Raw genomic sequence first — 21,527 nt, forward strand, 5'->3', positions numbered from 1 at the left:
TATTAAGATATTATTTAACAATTACCCAAGGTTGTGAGAACCAATAATAACTGCCTTTGTGCGTTTTAGATGGCGCGGTGCAGTTAAACCGAGAACGTCCTTGGCTAAGCTTTTTTGAAGAATTAACAACGACAGTATCATCGCTTGTCCAGTTTAACTCTGCTTGCCCAACTCCTGAGACATAGCAAGCCAGCTGGCTCTTGTGAAAACCCCCCATATTAAATGTAATACTAATTTGTGGTGGGTTTTGGTTTGTAACACTGTCGCTGTAAGCCAGCTCTTTGATTGAAAAGGCGCGTGAGTTTAATTTCGTTATCAAGGTTTCTAGTTTACTGTAGAAGCCGGATGCAGGAAAGCGAGGTAGGCGGGTAAAATCGGCATTTGCATCAAGCGCCCCAGAGTGTTGACCAATACCGATAAAGCCAATCTCTTTTACTAATGTCTGTAGTTTATTGTTAAACTCACCATAAGGGTATGCTAGGTATTTGTAATCATGGCCAGTTTCTTCTTTTATTCGTTGCTGTGACGATAAAATATCTTGTTTGATACGTGTTTGCCATTGAGCATCACTTTCGTCGTGATATTTTTTGTGTAAATAATCATGCTGAGCACTATGATTGCTGATCAGTGCTCCTTTTTTAGCAAGCTCTCTTAATTTATCCCAACCCATAACATAGCTTTTTCCTTCATCAATGAGTTTAGGGTTAACAAAAATAGTATAAGGAAAATTAAACTTCTCAAGTATAGGAGCAGCTTGTTCATAGTTGTTGTTATAACCATCATCGAATGTAATCGATACTGTTTTATCTGGTAAACTTCGCCCGGCTTGTAGCGCCGTTAATAGCTCATTGAGAGGTATTACTTTAAAATCATGTTGCTGTAAGTAATTGAGGTGTTCAGTAAAAGTATTAGCACTGATGCTTGTTACCGCTGGTAGCGTTTCGCTAACATGATGGTATTGTAAAATAACTGCACTTTTGGCAGGTAAAGATAACCAAAATAGGATTGGAAAAACATAGTGAAACAATTTCTTAAACGTCATAAGGCACACCATCAAAGCTTGCTGTTGTTAGCGGGTCCGATGATACTATCAAATATAACCGTGCCATTGTTAGGAATTGTTGATACTGCGGTAATTGGTCACCTTGGTAGTGCGCATTATCTAGCTGGGATTGCATTGGGAGCCTCAGTAATTTCGTTATTATTTTGGCTCGCTGGCTTTTTACGCATGAGTACCACAGGGCTGGTCGCGCAAGCATATGGTAAGCAAGATTTAGTTTTATTAGCGGGTTTATTAAAACGTAGCTTAGTATTGGCATTAATTGTCGCTTTCTCGTTATTAGCTTTATCACCCTTTATTAAGGAAGCTATTGCCTATCTGTCGGGTTCAAATAGCGAGGTTTTACAGCAAGCTTACAGTTATTTTGATATTCGAATATTCAGCGCCCCAGCCGCATTATGTAACCTAGTGTTATTAGCGTGGATGCTCGGCGTGCATTACGGGCGAGGGCCATTTTACTTATTATTAGTAACCAATATTACAAATATTGTATTAGATGTCTATTTTGTGGTCTTTTTAGATTGGCAAGTTGCAGGCGCAGCTTGGGCATCTGTTATTGCAGATTATACAGCACTGCTATTTGCGGTTTGTTTGGTGTTTAAGTTAGCAAAAAAAATGGCCGTGCCTCTATTTATTGAACGCTGGTTCAGTGCTGGAAAAATGCTGGATTTAATGAGTTTGAATCGTGATATTTTTATTCGCTCACTCATCTTGCAGCTTTGCTTTAGCTTTATGACTTTTTACGGTGCGCGCATTGGAGAGGTCACCCTTGCAGCAAATGCTGTTTTGCTGAACTTTTTAATGTTAGTGAGTTTTGCATTAGATGGCATAGCTTACGCAAGTGAGGCTAAAGTGGGTCATGCTAAAGGGCAAAATAGTGCGCGTAAAATACATTTGTGGGTGAAGGTCAGCTTGTTTTGGGGGGGCATTTTTGCATTTGCCTATAGTGTGTTCTTTGCTTTACTGGGGTCGCAAATCATTACTTTATTAACTGATGTCCCTGACGTTATCATCGCCGCCAATACGTATCTTCCTTGGTTAATTATATTGCCAATTGCAGCAATGAGTTGCTTTTTATTTGACGGTATATTTGTAGGTTTAACGCGCGCAAAAGATATGAGAAATACCATGATTATCTCGGCTGGAGTTGGCTTTTTCGGTGTGTTTTTGATATTCAACGAGTGGCAAAATCACGGTCTATGGTTAGCGATGACTAGCTTTATGTTACTACGCGGCGTGAGCCTAATTATACGTTATGCGCAGCTATATAAAGAAAGACGTTTAACTTAAATGTGAGTTAATAAAAAATTAACAGGTACAACCAACTAATTACGTGTGTTAATTTTTGCTTTCGTCTATTCTTTATTCTAAGAATAAAAAGATTAAAGAGTAGTAAATGCAGGTTAAGCTATGGATATTGGCTAGTTTTCTATGTTTATTTCAGGTTGCAAATGTTTTTGCGGCGTTTAAACATTACAGTATCGAAGAGGGCTTGTCACAAAGTGTGGTATTTAACATAGAGCAAGATGAACTCGGCTTTATGTGGTTTGCCACGCAAGATGGCCTTAATCGGTTCGATGGCAACCGTTTTGACGTTTTTAAGACATCTGTAAAAAATACTAACTCTTTAACTAATAATTATATTTATCCCCTTTCTTTAGATAATCAAAACACTCTATATATTGGCACACGTCATGGTGGGGTGAATCAACTTAATCTCTATAACTATGAGTTTACTGCACCATTTTTAAAAAATAAGCGTATTACCTCTGTATTGCCATTTAAAGATTGGCTATTTGTTGGCACATTTGATGGGGTTGTATATCGAATAAGCCGTGAGTCTGAAAAAGTTGAAACAGTTGCAGAGCAGTTAAAAAAGCCAGTTTACGCACTCACATTAATTAATAATGTTTTATGGATTGGCACTCATGGCCGTGGACTTTTTCATTATGATTTGCAAACAAATCAACTTGCCAATAATTACCTACAAGATGTGTTTAATGGGCATGAAATACATCCGAGTATTTTTTCGATTAAGGAGGATAACGATTCCAATGTCTGGCTGGCTACACAAGGAGGAGGTGTTTACAGGATTAATGTAGCCGATAGCACATACCTAAACTGGCGCCATGATCCGAATGATTCCCACTCGATCTCTAGCAACCAAGTGCGGGATATCGAGTTTGATGATGCTGGGCGGGTTTGGTTTGCCACTCGTGGTGGTGGTGTGAGTATTTATGATAAATCACAACAGCATTTTACTCATTTAAAACATGACCCGTTTGACAGATATAGCTTAGCTCATAATAGAGTGTATAGCGTATTTAAGGACCAAACTGGCATTATGTGGTTTGGTACTGCAAATGGTATTAATAAGCTAGATCCAGCTTCTTTAAATTTTACAAAGTTAAAAAAGCCAGAACCATTATCAAGTAATGATTCATGGGCACTGTTTGAGGACCCGCAGAAGCGGCTGTGGTATGGAAGCTGGGGTGGCGGTATTGACATACTTGATGAGCAATTTAATCGATTACAGCATTTAGGTACACAGTCATCTGCGTTGGCATTATCGAGTAATGCAATTAAAGCGATAACACAAGATAAGCTTGGTAATACGTGGATAGGTACGTGGGCTGACGGCATAAACGTGATCACCAAACAAGGCGAGCTCATTAGGTATAATGCTAATGATGGTGATCATGGCTTGAGTGAAAACAGCATTTATAGTCTGTTAGTTGATAACCATGATCAAGTATGGGTAGGAACCAATGGCGGTGGGTTGTTTAGATTTGATAGAGAGTTAAACGCTTTTATTAGCTACGCCAAGCCTCAACAAGGCAGTAATCTATTCATCGACGCTCCTCGAGTTACTAGTTTGTACCAGGACTCAGATGGTAACCTGTGGATTGCTACAGACGGCAGTGGCGCGTATAAATTTAATATGCGCTCTGAAAATGTTACTCATTTTAGTAAATCATCGCAGGGTGAAGGTCTCAGCCATAATACGGTGCGCGCATTTTTATTGCTTGATAACGGTGATATGTGGCTTGCTACTTCTAATGGTGTAAATATTATTAAAGCGCAATCCGATAGAATAATTCATTTAGGTATTGAAGAAGGGCTGCCCAATCAGGTGGTGTACGGGCTTATCTCTCAAGGCCAATATGTTTGGTTAAGTACTAATAATGGCCTAGTAAAAGTGAACACCGAAACGCTGAATATGCAACACTTTCAAGCTAAAGACGGCCTACAAGGGAATGAATTTAATGCAGGCGCATATTACAAAACCAGTCAAGGCAAAATAATATTTGGTGGTACCCAAGGACTTACTGTTTTTACGCCAGATGCACAAACAACAAAACAGTTACCGGGCAAACTAGCACTTACACAATTAAGTTTTGACGACCAGCCGTTACGCAATAGTATTGGTAGTGAGTTAGGGATGCATTATGAGGTTGATAAAAGCCGTCATTTAACTATTCCGTTTTCAGTAAAAAGGGTCTCGGTCGGAGTTAATTATTTACATTATCAAGAGCCTAAAACAAACAAATTTCGTTATCGCTTAACTGGTTTTGAGCAACAATGGCGATCCGCAGCAGGCAGCAGCATTACAATTGAATATACCAACTTACCTGCGGGGAAATACAAGTTAGTTGTTGAAGCCACGTCTAATGCCGGTGCAAAAGCCATATCTCCTCTAGTAATAAACTTTCACGTGATAACTCCTTGGTGGCAAACACCTGTTGCATATGCTTTATACTTTGTTTTATTAGTTGGTTTTATCTGGTTGTGTAGCACTTTGTGGACACGTCGTTTACGCAGTCAAAAGCAAGCGTTAGAGCATTCTATTGCGCTGCGAACTCAAGAAATAGCAACACAAAAAACACTAATTGAAAAACAGGCCGTAGCACTGAGTAATACTCTTGAAAGTAAAGTGCGCTTTTTTACTCATGCATCACATGAGCTGCGAACCCCGTTAAGCTTATTAGTTGCCCCAACCCAAGCATTATTAGCAAATGAGGGTTCAACGCAAAAACGAGAAGACCTGAGCTTGATATTACGTAATGCTAAACGTTTGGAAGGGTTAGTCGATAAATTATTAACGCTTACGCGATTTGATGAAAGTGGAGACGATGAAGTAAAGCAGCTTTCTCTGTCAGCTATCGCCCGAGAAGTTGCTGAGCAGTTTAAGGTGCTGGGGAAGCAAAACCTACAGTTTGATTATCATATTGAAGAAGCCTTGTGTATCGAAGCGAGTCGTGAGGGCTTAATTACTATTTTTAATAACCTATTGAGTAACGCGTTTAAATATACTCATGTTGGGAAAATTGAATTTAAGATTTTCGCAAATCAAGAATATGCAGTAGTTGAGCTTACTGATACAGGCCGGGGCATAGCTGAAGTCGAGCTAGATAAAGTCTATGATTTGTTTTATCGCGCAACAGGAAATGTCAATGTTGAAGGAAGCGGGGTAGGTTTATCAATTGTGAAAAGGCTGGTTGATAAATACCAAGGACAAATAGATTTAAAAAGTAAGTTACGTGAAGGTACGCAGTTTACAATTAAGTTTAAGTTAATTGCTGCACAGAAACTGGAATCAGTTGAAAGTACTAAGCAATTAGCGCTCACTCATACCTCAAAAAGCAAGCATGCTGCAACCGTACTCATCGTGGAAGACAATGATGAATTACGTCATTATCTAAAAACTGAATTGCTGCATAAATATAATGTTTTAACGGCTGAAAATGGTGATGTAGCCATGAAGCTGATGTTAAAGCATGTACCAGATTTATTAATAACTGATTTAATGATGCCCCAAATGGATGGTTTTGAGTTATTAAAAGCGCTGCATGAGTCGCGGGTTACTTGTCATATCCCTGCCATTATCTTAACAGCAAAAGGTGATCATGAAAGTAAATTAAAAGGGTTAAACCATTACGCCCTTGATGTGATTACAAAGCCTTTCGACCGCGCAGAGTTATTGATTAAAGTTGACAACTGGATAGCCTGGATCAAAACCTATCACCAAGGAATCAACAACTATAATAAGTTGCCGACAATTGTTGCTAACCGGCCCAATCACGATCCAAAAGATGCGCAGCTATTATCAGATTTGAATGAATTTTTAGCAAACCATTACCAAGATACGCAATTAACTGTGCCGCGCTGTGCTAAAGAGCTGGCTTTAAGTGAGCGACAATTTCAGCGGAAATTAAAAGTGCTAATAAACATATCACCAACAGAATATATCCGTGATTACAGGTTGATCAAAGCGGCTGAGTTATTAAAGCAGGGACGACAAATTAATTTAGTTATAGAAGATGTAGGGTTTACGTCTCGTTCTCACTTCTCAAAATCATTTAAAGCTAAGTTTGGTATGACAGCAAAAGAGTTTCAGGTTTCTAATTGATTGAATATCAATGTTTTGTCGTATATGAGAACAATTTGGTCGTAAATGAGAGCTGCTTTTTTATAGTCTTCCCTTATGCTATTTATTCAGTTTTTAGATATAGGCTGTTTATTTTTTGCAATACTTGGCTTTTTTCGTCTTGCTAATTTAGTGCGTTATTTTAATTTTTCTCCTTCGGTGGAGGCTGGAGAGTAGGCCAGCCTCTACTATTTTTGTTTATTCCTGTTGTCTTCTACTTTGCATTGGGCAGTTAAATATCTATCCCCTTACAAGGTGAATATTCGCTTTAACCCATTGAAAGTTTGGTTTTTGTCGGATAAGAGTTCATTTTAGGCGTAAATTAATACGTTGTTTTTTAGCGTATTCATCTACCATTAATGCAGCTAATTTGCGTTTAAACACGCACATCTACCGATACACGAAATGGAATAAATTGTTACGTTATATGGATGTCTGACTTCCTTATTTTAGGATCGCTTAGCTCAGTATCTTATGTACCGCTGAAAATTTACTCCTCCGTTTATCAATAAATTCACCTAATTTATCAAGCACGCACTGATGCTCGTCTTAGTAAGCGCTTGATTTGAATTGTAGGTAAATAAGGATAATAAAATGAGTTCTTCAAATAAAATTAAAAGTCTAGGAGCTTCAGCACTGCTGATTAGTTCTCTCCACCTTGCAGGTTGTGGCGGCGGCGGTGATGGTGATAGTGATGGTACTACAGCACCACCAACCTCTAATAATAACCCTACAGTGAGTATTTCTGGTGAGACAGAAGTGACCGAGGGTAATGAGTTAGTAATTTCAGCTACTGCAAGTGATAGTGATGGCAGTATTGCTAGCTACGCTTGGCAACATGTGTCAGGACCAGAAGTAACCCTGGCAGGCAGTGACACCGCAAATATTAGTTTTACTGCTCCTGAACTTGAAGATGATGCACAGCTAGTGCTTGAGGTGACTGTAACCGATAACGAAGGAGCAACAACATCAGCTCAAGTGACAATTGAATTAAAGCGTAAGGTACTTACAGTGACCATTACTGGCATTGTGACAGATAAGCCCATTAAAGATTCAAATGTTGCAGTGCAGATAGGCGATGAAACTTTTGACGTTACTGCTGATGGCGATGGTAAATACAGTGTTGAAATTGAGGTGGATGACTCGTTTGCGAATAAGCTTGTACGCTTAGTTGCGTTAGGAAATACCGCAATAAACCCTGAAGTGGAGTTTATTTCTCAGCTTAAATCGATTGCAACGCTCGTTGCTCAAGCTGGTGAAGATGGCGAGCTAACTAAAGAAGAAAACTTTGGCGTAAACATTACTAACGTAAGTACATCAGAGTTTGCACTTATTAAACGAGATAATGACGAGATAGAAGATGAACAGGCACTTGATAACGCTTTACTAGCTGTTGATGCTGATGAAAAATTACGATTAGCCGCTTTAATTAAGATAGTTGTTGATAATGAAGCCTATGAATTGCCTGAAGGCGTTGAATCAACCTTAGAGTTAATTTCAAATGCCGACGATATAGATAATTTTGTTAATACCGTTAATAGCCAAGATGCTGATTTAATTGAAGCCACTAAGAATGATATCAAAGAAGATGACGACCTTGTCGATGAGAGTATTGGTGAGATCAGTGGCCAATATGTAATGTTGGCACCTAAATATTATAATTATAACTCTTCTCAGGTTAATTTTAATAATGATGGTTCTGGTTATTTTAGTACTTATAATTTAGATACATCGTTTACTTGGCAACAACAAGGTGGTGATATTGCAATTTCACTTACTGAGCCGGTAAAAGAGTCATGTAGCTTTGTATCAGACGACAGTGGTACCGAGCAAGAACAGTGTAATTATCTAGTCGCGATGAATATGACTGTTTTGTTAGAGAACGAAGCTAATCGCACAGTGGAGTTTTATGAGCAATACCAAACAATAGCTGAGTCATCCTCTGAAGTGGTAAATACCAACGAGAACTCTAGCAACCTAACTTTAATAGCGAAAGAAAAAACCTTAACAGTAAACGAGCAGCAACTGCATGGCACTTGGTATGTAGACCGCATTTCTCGGTTTGATGGTTTTAGTGAGGCAGTTGCACTTAATTTACAAAGTGGCGGTACAGGTACACTGGTTGATAATGATAAGGCTCCAGTTGCGATCACTTGGACTATTGTTGGCAATCAGCTGCAAGTAACTAGCGAAGCTGAAGAGCTTAGCTTTAATTATGCATTTTGGTTGGTTAAAGATGTTGTCGCAGGCTATCAGTTTGTTGCATCTTTGAATGCTAAAGATGAAAGTACAACACGTACAGCTTCTGGGTTAATGATTAAAGATAACTCTTTAACATTTGAACGCTCTGAATTATTAGGTAAATGGACTATTTACCAAGGTTATAACGTGCCGCAAATAGATCTTCATTATGATGTATATGAAGATGGCTTAATGAACTTTAATCTTGACCAAAACTACCGCTCTTGGCTAGTTGATAGTGAAGGTAAATTTATTCGTAATAACTATTTTACTGACTCAGGTGTTCAGCCTATCTGTGATCGCCCAGATAATAGCTGCCCTGTTTATAGTGAGTTTTCGCAACAACTATTGGCTAAAAATAATGGCCTGTTCTACAGCTACCGTAAATACCGTTTCTTTAATTATGATGGTAGTGAGAGAGTTGAAAATTACTCGTCACATATCCGTGAATTCTCGGTTTCTGCTGACTATGGGGTCAATAAATTTGCGCCGTATTGGTTAGAAAACAATTCAGGCTTCGATGAAAATGGTTACCCAACCAATGTTAATTACATCACACTTTATACGCCAAAGGAGCAAGCAGTAGAATCAATTACAATCGCGACAACGTATAACGAAGAGCTTGATAAAAATGAATATACGCTAACTCAGCAATATCAAGGTACGACAACTGAAAATAGCTACACCTTAGCTGCAGGGAAAATGCTGTTTGGGACGATGAAGGCTGAAATCAGTGGTTTTGATCGCGAATACCTAACCGTTTGTGTTTACGAGAATACTGCAACCTGTACTGCTGCGGATCAACAGAATTGGTATTTCGATTCAGCTAAAGCTCAAGAGCAAGTCGTGGTGGTTCGTCCAACGCCAGCACATCCACTTGATGGTGCATGGCAGCTGGCCCATGAACCAACGGTAATCATTGTATTCTTAGATGGTAAATGGGTTCATATACAAACCAGAGGGAACGATGATGTTGACGATGCATTTTTAGGTTATGAAGTTGGTGATTTTTCGTGGGATGAAACAACAGGTCGAGTAACAGTAAGTGTAATTGAAGACACCAATGGTTCGTGGGGGTTAAGTAGTGATATCGTCTCCCCTGGGACTGATAATATTCGTCATATTATCTATGCTAGTGTTCTAGCTGATGGCGATACTATAGCATTGGCAGTTGATGAATGCGCTGATGATTATACTGGTGATAAATGTGGTGAAGGTGATGCGGGTTATGAAAGATTCACATATGAAATGACGCGCATTTATGATCCTAGTAAGCCTCATGTTGGAGCATATTTTGAAGGCTCTATTGCTAACAACGATTTCTTCTTATCTGTACTAAAAAGTGATGGTTACTTCTTTGAATTTGAACATACGAGTGAGTTTGAGCCAGGTATTGCTGCAGGCACTTATACAGTTCAAGGCGATCCATCGGGTGATCCTGAGGTATTAAATGTCACAGTAGACACTTACATTAATCAATTGGAAGAACCAGAATATTATGACCCATACTTTGTTGTAAAAGCCCAAGGGAATCAGCTCATCTGGCTAGATGGAGATGGTTTTGGCGTGATGCAACGAATAACTAATATCGTTGAACCAGTTAGCTTCAGTGAAGCAAATATTATTGGTGATTATGTATTTAGTTTTATGGATCAAGGAACAATTACTGAGCGGGTGATTGAAGTTCGCAGTGATGGAACGACTAGCTTTGATTTAGATGGCACAGTGCGAGAAGGTACATGGTCACTTGAATTAGGGAGCTTAAAGCTCACCAGTCCGGAGTCATCTTCGCAGGATGCGACCTATGGTATGATTATTTCTCCAAACACTATCTTGGAAAATGGATACGCTGTGTCTGCCTTTAGCGTCACCGTGCCAGACTATCATCCCGAGGAAGAGGACCCAAGCTTACATATTAGTGTAATGGGTAGCATGTTAAAGCAGTAGTTACTATATAACGGAGCCTGATGGCTCCGTTTTACTTTTAAGGAGTTATACAATGTATAAATTGTTATTAGTTATTTCTCTACTGAATATTACAGGTTGTGCAACGGTTGACTCAATGCAGCAAGATGTCACCGGTTTTAGTAACGACTTATTTGCAACTAAAGGCACTGAAGATGATGCTTCAGATGCTTTTTTTAAAGCACAAGGAGCTGATAAGGCGCGTAAGCAAACAGTGTCACTTAATGCTCAACAGCGAAGCTTGTGAGCTGAGCTTGAAAATGACCATCAAAAGCTAGTTGATAACCCTGAGTCAGCGGCAGATAAAGAATCAATGTTCTCAAATGACACGATAGCTGAAAATATCATGACACGAAGCCTAGAATTAACAGCAAAAACAGATTAATTACCAAGATGACTTAAAACTGTGTGGTGATTGTGTTAAAACGATTACATAGATCACTTTTTAGTTACAAGCATGACTGAACTTTACCACTGGTTTGATTTAATCGGCGTAGCCGTGTTTGCGGTGTCGGGCACTTTAATTGCGTATGATAAAAAAATGGATGGCTTTGGTGTGGTGGTACTCGCAACCGTTACCGCTGTTGGTGGTGGCACTCTGCGCGATTTAATTCTAGATGTGCCGGTTTTTTGGTTACATGATCAAAGTTATTTTATCGCTATTTTATCCGCTATTTTTGTTACTGCGCGATTAATCAATAAGCAAAAGTCTATTCCGCTCTATCATTTACATGTTGCGGATGCGTTTGGTTTAGCATTTTTTGCCGTGATGGGGGCGCAAAAGGCATTACTGGCAGGCATGCCTGCTACGACTGCGATTATCATGGGAATAATCACTGGGTGCTTTGGTGGGATGATCCGCGATGTATTAGCTGGCAATATTCCGATGCTTTTAAAAGGTGAGCTGTACGCTATCACCTGCATTGCTGGTGGATTTGTGTATACGCAAAGCATCTCATTTAATGTAATGACAGAAGTTGCTATGGTTTTAGCAATGTTAACGACCTTATTTTTACGCTTAGCAGCCATGAAATGGCAACTAACACTACATATTTTCAAATATCCTGACTAGACTGTAATAAAAGTAACATTACAGGGACAAAGGATGTCGTTAGCTCGTATATATTCTCGCGCACAAATAGGGATTCAAGCTCCAGAAGTAATGGTGGAAGTTCACTTAGGTAATGGTTTACCTGCTTTTCATATTGTTGGCCTGCCTGAAGCGTCAGTAAAAGAGGCGAAAGACCGAGTTCGTAGCGCATTAGAAAACTCTCAATTTGGTTTTCCAGATCAGAGAATTACCGTCAATTTAGCGCCAGCAGATTTACCTAAAGACGGTGGCCGATTCGATTTAGCCATAGCCGTGGGTATATTAGTCGCTTCAGGGCAAGTGGTGTGTAATGAGTTGGAGCGTTATGAGTTTTACGGTGAGCTTGCTCTCAATGGGGAAGTGCGTGGTGTGAATGCTATTTTACCGTCGGTATTAGCTGCGAAAGAGCAAGGTCGGTGCTGTTTTTTACCCGCGGTCAATGACAGCTTAGCAAGTTTAGTTAATGGGGTTGCTCGTAAGGCTGTTTATTCAATTCAAGATGTATGGAATGATTTACTTAACCAGCAGCCACTGCCTTTAAACATCGAGTATGCGGAACGTGTTCATAACACGCATTTTATCCATGATTTAAGTGATGTAAAAGGCCAGCCTGGTGCTAAAAGAGTATTAGAGATAGCGGCTGCGGGTGGCCATAATTTACTCTTTTTAGGTCCGCCAGGCACTGGAAAGTCCATGCTCGCGCAGCGTATGCCAACTATAATGCCCGGCATGTCTGATGAAGAGGCGCTATCAAGTGCTGCGTTGTACTCTATAATTGGCCAATCTATTGATTTAACAAATTGGCGCAAACGCCCTTTTCGCAGTCCCCATCATACTTGCTCCGCCGTTGCTTTAGTTGGTGGCTCTTCTAATCCCAAGCCCGGTGAAATATCGTTGGCGCATAATGGCGTACTCTTCTTAGATGAGCTTCCTGAGTTTGAGCGAAAGGTGTTGGATTCTTTACGTGAGCCTATGGAAACCGGCACCGTTACAATCTCAAGGGCAGCCCGACAAATGGAGTTTCCTGCTCAATTCCAACTTATAGCGGCCTTAAACCCGAGCCCCACCGGTTGTCATAATGATAAACGCGCGACGCCAGATCAGGTTATGCGTTATTTATCTCGGGTATCAGGGCCCTTTATTGATCGTATTGATTTGCAAATCGAGTTGCCGCGTCTAAGTAGCAGTCAGCTGCAAAGCACCGAAAAGGAAGAAAGCAGCGAAATAGTGCGTGCCCGAGTAGAAGCTGCCTATCATTTACAGTTAAATCGGCAAGGTAAAGTGAATGCACGACTTAATAATAAAGAGATGAGTGTGTATTGTGTACTGGCAGCGGCGGAATTAAAGTTTTTAGCCAGAGCGAGTGAGAAACTATCGCTCTCGCCACGCTCTTATCATCGGGTCATTAAAGTTGCACGGACGATAAGTGACTTAAAAGGGCAGGAAAATATTACCTTAAGTGAGTTAAAGGAAGCGTTAAATTATCGGGCATTTGAACGTTTATTAGCACAGTTGAGCCAATATTAAATTGATAACATATAGCCTTTGCCACGTACAGTAACAATACGCTTTTGGTCTTTTTCGTCACTTAATTTTTTACGTAAGCGGCCAATTAGTACATCAACCGTTCGGTCGTTTGGGCTCCAATCCGGCTGGCCAATTTCTTCAGATATCTTCTCTCGGGAAGTGGCTTTACCCGCGTTACTGATTAAGCAAATTAACACCTTGTGTTCCGCTTCTGTGAGCCTCGACTCAATACCATTTGTTGTTATTAGAGTCCGATTATCTGGGTGTAGTTTAAAGTCTGCGTATTCTATAAACTCTTCGCTTTCGTCATTATTGTTATTACTTTTTAAGCGTTTGTAGAGTGCTCGCATACGTAGCTCGAGCTCTAACAAGTCTACGGGTTTACAAATATAATCATCAGCACCTTGCGCAAGGCCTGCAATTCTATCTGCTTGCGAGTCGCGGCTAGATAGCATGATTACACCAATGTTAGTGAGTGTATTCAGTTCTTTTGCTAGATGAAGACCATCTCGTTCAGGTAAAACTATATCAACAATCGCTAATGAAATAGCGTTACTAGCGTGTTCACGGGATTTAACAATCTCAAGTGCTTGAGCACCCGTTGCATCGTTTTCAATGTGAAACTCGGTTTGAGCAAAGTGATTGATGATGCGTTTAACTAATAATTCGTCATCTTCAACCAGTAAAACGTGAATAGTCATAGTATCTTAATTACTTTCAATAATAACCCTATATTAGCACTCATTCGTAAAAGGATAGAGTGCAGAGAGGGGATTTTTTATAGTTTTTTGCAAAAAGCGAAAGAAAGAAAATGGGCTATTTTCTTTCTTTTGGCTAAACGTTATTTTTCAGGGTATAAATATTGCCACCATTGCGGTTCTTGTTTTAAATGTTTGTCAAAGTAGGCGAGCATGGTGTTCCACCAATTGAAGCGCTTGTCACGAGCAAATATTTGATGATCCGCGCCTTTATATTCAATAAGGTCGACGTCTTTACCAAGCAGCTTTAATGCTGTATACATATTATGGCTTTCGCCAACAGGTACGTTAGTATCTGAATCGCCGTGTAATAATAGTAAAGGTGTCGTTACTTTATCTGCATGAAACACCGGGCTACGTTGGCTATATAAATCGCTATTGTTCCAAGGGAAGCTATTTTTAGATGCTTCGCCTGAGTATAAATAGCCCCACCAACCTTGGCCCCAGTATGAAGTAATATTTGAGATCCCAGCGTGTGCGATAGAGGCACTAAACATATCGGTTTTAGTTGCTAGCAGCATGGTCATAAAGCCACCATATGAGGCGCCTAAATTACCTAAACGGTTCTTATCAATAAATGAGTAGTGCGCAAGTAAAGCTTGAGTACCTTGCATAATATCGTCGGCGGTGTGCTCGCCCCACGCATTGACATGCTTAGCAGAGAACTCTTGGCCAAAGCCCGTCGCACCTGTGGGCTGCACAACGTAAACAATGTAACCATTTTCTGCCCATAAGTTAAACGGATAACGACCAGTAAAACCACGCGAAACCGGTGATGTACCACCATAATAATAAATCAAAGCTGGATGCTTTTTAGATTTATCTAAATTTGTTGGCAGATACACGCGGCCTTTAATTTCTACACCTTGTTGATTGGTAAAGTTAAACTCTTCAAGTGTTGGGATTTTAGTCGCAGCGTAGTTTAGTGGTTTAGAATCCCATACGGTACTGGCTCTATTTTTGTTGATGTTTAAACGCTTCAACTGTTGTGGTGTTGATGCCGTGGTTCCACTATATAGAATAGCCGGCGAGCGATTTTTTGAAATGCTAAATTGCTCAACTACATCAAGTTTGGTTTTAAGCTTTTTAAAGTGACTTTTACTTATATCAAAAAGGTAAAGCTGTTGCGTATCCTGTTCCGTGACTTTAAGCACGGCATCGCCATTACCAAGCACGTCTATTTGCCCAATCGCAGGGTCAAATTCTTTACTTAATGCTTCAGCTTGCTTGCCTTGCTGGGTCAATAAATACAGCTGACCGTCGTAGTTATTTGCTAACATATCAGTTGGAATATTTCGGCCAAGTCCTTGCTTAAAGTCTGGCCCTGCGACAACGTAAATCCCCTTTTTGGTATACTTTGCTTGATTAAATGTTTTAAATTGGCCTAAAACAGTGTGTTGTGCTGATTTGATATCAGTTTCTAATAACTCTGTTAGCGGATGAGTCGTAGCTTCCATTAAGTGAGCGCTACGGCTAAGCAGTACAGTGCCTTGCTCGCTATTATAATCTTCAATGCTATGACTGAGCGGCCCTTCGCTAAGTGCTTTACTCAAACCTGATCTAATATCCATCAAGTATGCTTGCGAAGTTGTACGAGCATATGACCAACGATCTTGTAAGCCACGATAATGCTTTGTGAGACCTGTGTCAGCTTCAGGGTATTTTGACCAAGTAAAAAGTAGGCTTGTATTGGTATAAAATTCAAAGCCGCTCGCACCTTTAAGGTTATTCGCAATTACATCTAATACGAGCGTGTGGCGATTAAGCTTCTTCAATTGGCCATCGATTAAATAAACAATATAATCATTATCAGGGCTCCAAATCACATTACTAGGTTGGCCTGATTCAAAGCGATAAACGACTTTATCATCTTGATTTTTAAGCTCGGTCACTATTTGTGCTTGGTTACCGGTGTGATCACTGTAATGGCGTGTACTGGTAATGTAGTGTTCGCCATCGGGTGACAGTGAAAGCATGCTGATGGTAGGTGCATCAAATAATTGCTTCGCAGATAAGCTACTACTTGGTTGTTGGCTAATAGTAATGTTATCAAGCTCTGACTTTGGACTAAAATCAATATCAACGTCATGCCAGTTAGCTACTTGCTCAGCAATGATAACAATTTGATGTTCGCCAGTCGTAAAAGCCAGTTCATAATTGTGCTCTTTAGCGCTTTGCAGTTGACCATTAAGGAAAACCTTAGCTTGCTCTATACCAATAAGTTTTAGTGTGCCTTGGCTAAAACGATTACTTTTAACAGTAAATTTTAGCCCTTGTATACCTGCTAAAGTTAATGCATTTATATCACTTAGCGTTTGCCATTTATATTGCTCACCAAATACGGAAATGCTTTTGCGGTTTGCTTGTAAGTTGGGTAGCAAGTTATCGATAATCGCATCATGGTGCTGCGTTTGGTAGGGCTTTAGCTGCATATGTTCGCCTAGCGGGCCAATAAACGCAATATTACTCTTATCAAAAGAAGAGGCTAGCGCTGAGTTTGCAGTAGCACACAATGCTAATAAGCTAAGTGTTTTTGCAATGTACCGAGGGTATGATTTTGCAAATAAAGTGAAAGTCATAATTAAGCCTGTGAACGATAATTTGGCTAAATATAGCATGTATTGTTAGGATGCTCATTAGTCCAGCTAAGAGGGGAATTTAATGACGTTATTAATTGTTTACATGCTAGCAGCCATAGTCATATCCTTCTTATGCTCGATAATGGAAGCCGTGTTACTGAGTATTACGCCCAGTTATATTGCTTTATTGCGTAAGCAAAAGCCAAAGCTTGCGAAACGTGTTGAAGCGTTAAAACAGAATATTGACCAGCCATTAGCGGCAATTTTAACTTTAAATACCATAGCGCATACTGCCGGCGCTGCTGGAGTTGGTGCACAGGCTGCAGTGGTTTTTTCAGATGCCGCCGTGGGAATCGCTTCCGCAATAATGACTCTATTGGTATTGGTTCTCTCTGAAATAATTCCAAAAACTTTGGGGGCTAATCATTGGCGGGTATTAACCCCAATAGTCGCAAAGGGGTTAATTTATTTAGTGGTGGTATTAAAACCTTTTGTTTGGTTTGCTGATAAGTTAACTAATTTACTGGGTAGAAATTACGACGAGGCATTTTATATTCGTCAAGAAATTGAAGCAATGGCAGATATTGGTTCAGAATCAGGTGCTCTGCATCAAGAGGAATCTGAAATAATTCGTAGCTTGTTACATTTTCGCCATGCCAAGCTTGAGTCAATAATGACCCCGCGTACCGTGTTGTTTAAGGTACATAAAGACATTACTGTTAATCAGTATTTAGCAGAGCATGGCTCATCTTCATTTTCACGTGTGCTTGTTTATGATAAAAACGGTGATGACATTATCGGCTTTGTACATAAAAACGACATTATGTTGGCTTATCACCGGATTGGGGAAGAATATAAGATAAGTAAGCTCGTCAAACCTATTTATACTGTGCCAGAAACACTTTACGTTCCTACCTTATTTCATACTTTATTAGCTGAACGTACGCATATATGCCTAGTCATTGATGAGTATGGCGAAGTACAAGGCATTGCTACACTCGAAGACATGATTGAAGCGCTGATGGGTCTGGATATAATCGATGAGCATGATCAATCAGCTAATATGCAAATAGTTGCCAAGCAACGTTGGCGCCAGCGTTTAGCAGCGTCTGACAAGCTGCTAAGTGACGACGATGAAAATAAATATTAGCGTTGGCTACGACTCGATTTATTAGTCATTTGCAGCCATGATTTTGCCCAGCGAGTAAAGTCTTGTTTCGCTTTTGGTCCGCATATTAAAAAACCCTGCATCAAAATAAATTCTTTAAAACGATCGAGATACTCAAGTTCTTCAATGCGTTCTATGCCCTCAGCAACAATCACAATATCTCTTTGAATTGCAATATTAACTAAACTACTGGTAATGACTTGAGAAAATTGGTCTGTGTCTATATGGCTGATTAATGTACGATCAATTTTAACTTCTGTAAAAGGTAAGGTTTTTAGCTGGTTAACATTAGTAAAACCGATACCAAAATCATCTAAAGAAATATCAAAACCGCGTATTCGTAAGCGGTTTAATGTTTCTAATTGCGCATTACTACATAGTGCATGTTGTTCGGTTATCTCTAAAATAATTTCATTGGGCGTTAAATTATTAAGTTGTAAGATGAGCGCTAATTTATCAGGGCAGCTTAAATCTTCTAACTGGCAAGGAGATAGGTTAAATGCCAGTTTAAACATGTAACCTAGGCTATTTTTTAGCTCGCTAAAATCCGCTGTTGCTTTTTCAAATAACTGAAAAGTAATAAGGTTTATTAGATCTAATTCTTCAGCAACACAAATAAAACGCTCAGGTAAAATTATATCTCCTTTTTCTGTCATAATTCGTGCAAGTACTTCAACACTTTGTACTTTATTGGTGTGACGATTTACTTTTGGTTGGTAGTAAGGCGTTACTTCATTATGACTAATTGCATGCAGTAATTGTGATTCAGAGATTGGCTCAATTGGTTTTTCTATATGATAAGCTAAATGCTCAAGCTTTTTAAGTAAGGTGTGAACCTGGCTTAGCTGCACTGGTTTTGAAATATTGCCAATTAGATGAGTATTACTTTTTTTCGCTAGGTCAGCGGCTAAATCTATGACTTTAATATCCATTTCAGAAATAATAACAATCGCGCCTGTGTATTTTATATCACCAAGGAGGCGAATAAGCTCCATGCCATCCATTTCTGGCATATTTAGGTCAGTAAATACAGCATCATATAAAAAAGGGGATTGCTTGACTTTATCAAGCGCTTCTTGAGCGCTTAGGCAGGTAGTAACTTGGGGTACTTCAAGTTCATTTAAAATTGCCTCCATAACAACCAAAATCGCTTTGGAGTCATCAACCACCATTATGTTACGCGCTAGTTTTGTCATCTTCATTCCTTGAATAAAAACTCATCAATTATTTAAAAGTAGTAGGTTTAAATAGAAAAGTCAGTAATAGGACTAAAATAAATCCACTCATATTTATTCGTAAAATAGGTATAATGGCCGCAATGTTATTAAGATTAAGATACGATGATCCAAATACAACTTACTCTTGCTGAGCAATCTTTTAATTTAGTGCTAGCTGAGCAAAAAATTGTGCAAATATTCCAACAGCAACAAGCGATTGGCTTTGATAACCCAAGGGATAACTACTTTGAGTTTGGACTTGGCGATAAAGTGATAGGTCTGGACACTTCGTTAGTTAATGAGCAAAGTTTAATGTTGTATGTGAATGATCAACTTGTACAAAAGTTGAATATTCCACCAGTTGAAAAAGCCAAACCAAAGCAGGGACTACTGGGTATTTTTGCCTTAGGGTTTAAGCTGTTTAAAAGTGCGAAGGTTGTTAAAGTCGCCTTAGCGGGTGCGTCAGTGGCTGGTTATGCCTGGCTGTTCACCTTTGAATTCGCCTTAATGCTGATTGCTTGTTTGGTAATACATGAATACGGACACGTTCGCGCGATGCAGTATTTTGGCATTAAAACTAAAGGTATTTACTTAATCCCCTTTGTGGGTGGGCTCGCGGTTAGCGATGATAAAATTACCACTCGCTGGCAAGATGTGGTGATCTCATTAATGGGGCCCGCGTTTGGCCTTATCACTTCAGTACTCGGGGTGGTACTCTATTACGCTACAGAAATGGATATCTTCGCAGGTGTTGCAGTACTCAGTGCGTTACTTAACTTATTTAACTTATTGCCCATTTTACCGCTTGATGGTGGCCATGTATTAAAAAGCATCAGCTTTTCAATGCGCTCTTGGGTTGGCTTAAGTGTGTGCTTGCTTGGTGTGTTATTTGGTTTATGGATAAGTTATACGTTTGGCTTAATGTTATTGGTGCTCTTTTTGTTTATTGGTGCGCTGGAGATTGTTTTTGAATGGCGCGGCCGTCATTTTTCACATCTTGTGCCGCTGAATCAATACGGCCAAGGTTTTTCAGCGGTGATGTACGCATTGGTGGTTGCTGGCCATGTGGCGGTGATGATGCACTTTGCTGATTCTGAAAACGCAATATTAAGCCTACCGATGAAAATTTTATCGAGCTGATTTATAACGCTGGCGTAATCCACAATTACGCCAGCGGATTTATGGGTAAAAACTTAGCATCAACGCAATAAACACGCCGGTGATAATTAACTGCACTAAACAAAAACCCATAATGTCTTTGGCTTTTAAGCCGGCAATGGCGAGAACTGGTAACGCCCAAAATGGTTGGATCAGGTTAGTCCATGCATCACCCCAGGCTACCGCCATGGCTACGCGGGGCATATCTGCGCCAAGCGCCTGTGCGGCAGGGATCACAATGGGGGCTTGTACCGCCCATTGACCGCCACCTGATGGCACAAATATATTGACTAATCCTGCACTTAAAAAGCTCCAAAATGGCAGTGATTCAGCACTGGCTATGGCGATAAAGCCTTGGGAAATTTGTTGTGCTAAACCGGTATCGACCATTATCGCCATAATCCCTGCATAAAATGGAAATTGAATAATAATACCTGCGCCGCTGGGGATGGCTTGCTGCAAGCTAGCGAGTAAGTTATGTGGTGTTTGGTGTAATACTATCGCGGCAAATAAAAACAGCCCTATAACACTGTTTAGATTAAGTGAACCATTATTGAAAATAAAATAATACGTTAAATATACAAGGCCAAGTAAGCCTGTGGTTATACCTAACACGCGGCTGTGTTCGATACGATCTGCTGGACGAGTAAAGGTGACATCTTTATTTTTAGGTTCTATTAGTTTGCTTTTATCAACATACACACTGTCATTATCGTGAGGGAGCATATAGCGATTAACAAGCGGCATGATAATAAACAAGCCCAGTACAATCGCAATATTAAAGCCTGAAAACAGTGTCTGCGAGGTGCTAATAACGTCAATACTTTGCTCTGAAAAGTGCCCTGTAGTGGCAATTGTCAAAGGTACAGAGCCTGCCAAGCCTCCATGCCATACAATAAATCCAGAGTAAGCGCTGGCCACTAATAATCGATAGTCTACTTTTGTTTGCCTTGCTATTGCTTTGGCAAATAAAGCACCGATCACTAAGCCGAATCCCCAGTTCAGCCAACTAGCTAACAATGAAACTAATGTGACCCAAATAATTGCTTTGGCTGGTGTGCTGGCAAAGCTTGCTAGTTTTGCCAGTAAGCGGTTGATTATAGGAGTACTTGCCAACATGTAACCGGTGAGTAGTACCAATAACATTTGCATTGCAAATTGTAATAAATTCCAAAAGCCACTTCCCCAAGCATCAATTACTTCAACTGGGCTAGAAGGTGTAAACAGGCTGGCAATAATAAAGCTTAAAAGCGTTAGCAAAATAACAAAAATAAAGGGGTCGGGTAAGTAGCGTTCAACTAATTGAGTAAAGGGCTTTGCAACACGGTTAAGCATA

General features: G+C 39.8%; 13 protein-coding genes. 8 read left to right on the top strand and 5 right to left on the bottom strand.

Translation table 11 applies throughout. The features are described 5' to 3' along the window. Positions 1–10: 10 nt before the first annotated feature. Positions 11–1,042: a polysaccharide deacetylase family protein gene (locus tag AAEU30_RS08645; protein ID WP_421960171.1), complete on the bottom strand. Its 1,032-nt coding sequence runs from the start codon at positions 1,040–1,042 to the stop codon at positions 11–13. Here AAEU30_RS08645 and dinF point away from each other — a divergent pair. The 6 genes from dinF to AAEU30_RS08675 all read left to right on the top strand — a co-directional run bounded on the left by dinF (position 1,019) and on the right by AAEU30_RS08675 (position 13,311). Next, positions 1,019–2,350, top strand: coding sequence for an MATE family efflux transporter DinF (gene dinF / locus AAEU30_RS08650; RefSeq protein WP_421960172.1), 1,332 nt, complete (start codon positions 1,019–1,021; stop codon positions 2,348–2,350). The genes AAEU30_RS08645 and dinF overlap by 24 nt on opposite strands. Positions 2,351–2,456: 106 nt before the next feature. After that, positions 2,457–6,470: a two-component regulator propeller domain-containing protein gene (locus AAEU30_RS08655; RefSeq protein ID WP_421960173.1), complete on the top strand. Its 4,014-nt coding sequence runs from the start codon at positions 2,457–2,459 to the stop codon at positions 6,468–6,470. 612 nt (positions 6,471–7,082) lie between these two features. After that, positions 7,083–10,676, top strand: a complete 3,594-nt coding sequence (locus tag AAEU30_RS08660; protein WP_421960174.1) for a PKD domain-containing protein — start codon at positions 7,083–7,085, stop codon at positions 10,674–10,676. 52 nt (positions 10,677–10,728) lie between these two features. Then, positions 10,729–10,941, top strand: a complete 213-nt coding sequence (locus tag AAEU30_RS08665; protein WP_421960175.1) for a hypothetical protein — start codon at positions 10,729–10,731, stop codon at positions 10,939–10,941. Between the two features lie 210 nt (positions 10,942–11,151). Continuing rightward, on the top strand, positions 11,152–11,766 hold the full coding sequence (locus AAEU30_RS08670; protein WP_421960176.1) for a trimeric intracellular cation channel family protein: 615 nt from the start codon (positions 11,152–11,154) through the stop codon (positions 11,764–11,766). Positions 11,767–11,799: 33 nt separating this feature from the next. Beyond that, positions 11,800–13,311, top strand: coding sequence for a YifB family Mg chelatase-like AAA ATPase (locus AAEU30_RS08675; RefSeq protein ID WP_421960177.1), 1,512 nt, complete (start codon positions 11,800–11,802; stop codon positions 13,309–13,311). On the opposite strand, the gene AAEU30_RS08680 is transcribed toward AAEU30_RS08675, so the two are convergent. Continuing rightward, positions 13,308–14,012 carry a response regulator transcription factor gene (locus AAEU30_RS08680; RefSeq protein ID WP_421960178.1) on the bottom strand — a complete coding sequence of 235 codons (705 nt, stop codon included), beginning with the start codon at positions 14,010–14,012 and terminating at the stop codon, positions 13,308–13,310. The two genes, AAEU30_RS08675 and AAEU30_RS08680, sit on opposite strands and share 4 nt — an antisense overlap. Positions 14,013–14,152: 140 nt before the next feature. Beyond that, the gene (locus AAEU30_RS08685; RefSeq protein ID WP_421960179.1) at positions 14,153–16,648 is read right to left on the bottom strand and encodes an alpha/beta hydrolase family protein; all 2,496 of its coding nucleotides are present in this window, start codon (positions 16,646–16,648) and stop codon (positions 14,153–14,155) included. Between the two features lie 82 nt (positions 16,649–16,730). Between AAEU30_RS08685 and AAEU30_RS08690 the strand changes: the two genes are divergently transcribed. Then, on the top strand, positions 16,731–17,798 hold the full coding sequence (locus tag AAEU30_RS08690; RefSeq protein WP_421960180.1) for a hemolysin family protein: 1,068 nt from the start codon (positions 16,731–16,733) through the stop codon (positions 17,796–17,798). Here AAEU30_RS08690 and AAEU30_RS08695 read toward each other — a convergent pair. Next, positions 17,795–19,012, bottom strand: a complete 1,218-nt coding sequence (locus tag AAEU30_RS08695; protein ID WP_421960181.1) for an EAL domain-containing response regulator — start codon at positions 19,010–19,012, stop codon at positions 17,795–17,797. The genes AAEU30_RS08690 and AAEU30_RS08695 overlap by 4 nt on opposite strands. Positions 19,013–19,156: 144 nt before the next feature. Between AAEU30_RS08695 and AAEU30_RS08700 the strand changes: the two genes are divergently transcribed. Next, the gene (locus AAEU30_RS08700) at positions 19,157–20,173 is read left to right on the top strand and encodes a site-2 protease family protein (protein WP_421960182.1); all 1,017 of its coding nucleotides are present in this window, start codon (positions 19,157–19,159) and stop codon (positions 20,171–20,173) included. Positions 20,174–20,212: 39 nt separating this feature from the next. Here AAEU30_RS08700 and AAEU30_RS08705 read toward each other — a convergent pair whose 3' ends face one another. Next, positions 20,213–21,526 (bottom strand): short-chain fatty acid transporter, encoded by a 1,314-nt coding sequence (locus AAEU30_RS08705; protein WP_421960183.1) that lies wholly within the window; start codon positions 21,524–21,526, stop codon positions 20,213–20,215. Position 21,527 lies beyond the last annotated feature (1 nt).

Origin of the sequence: Pseudoalteromonas mucoides (assembly GCF_049257175.1) — a bacterium.
In the GTDB taxonomy this organism is placed as follows: Bacteria; Pseudomonadota; Gammaproteobacteria; order Enterobacterales; family Alteromonadaceae; genus Pseudoalteromonas.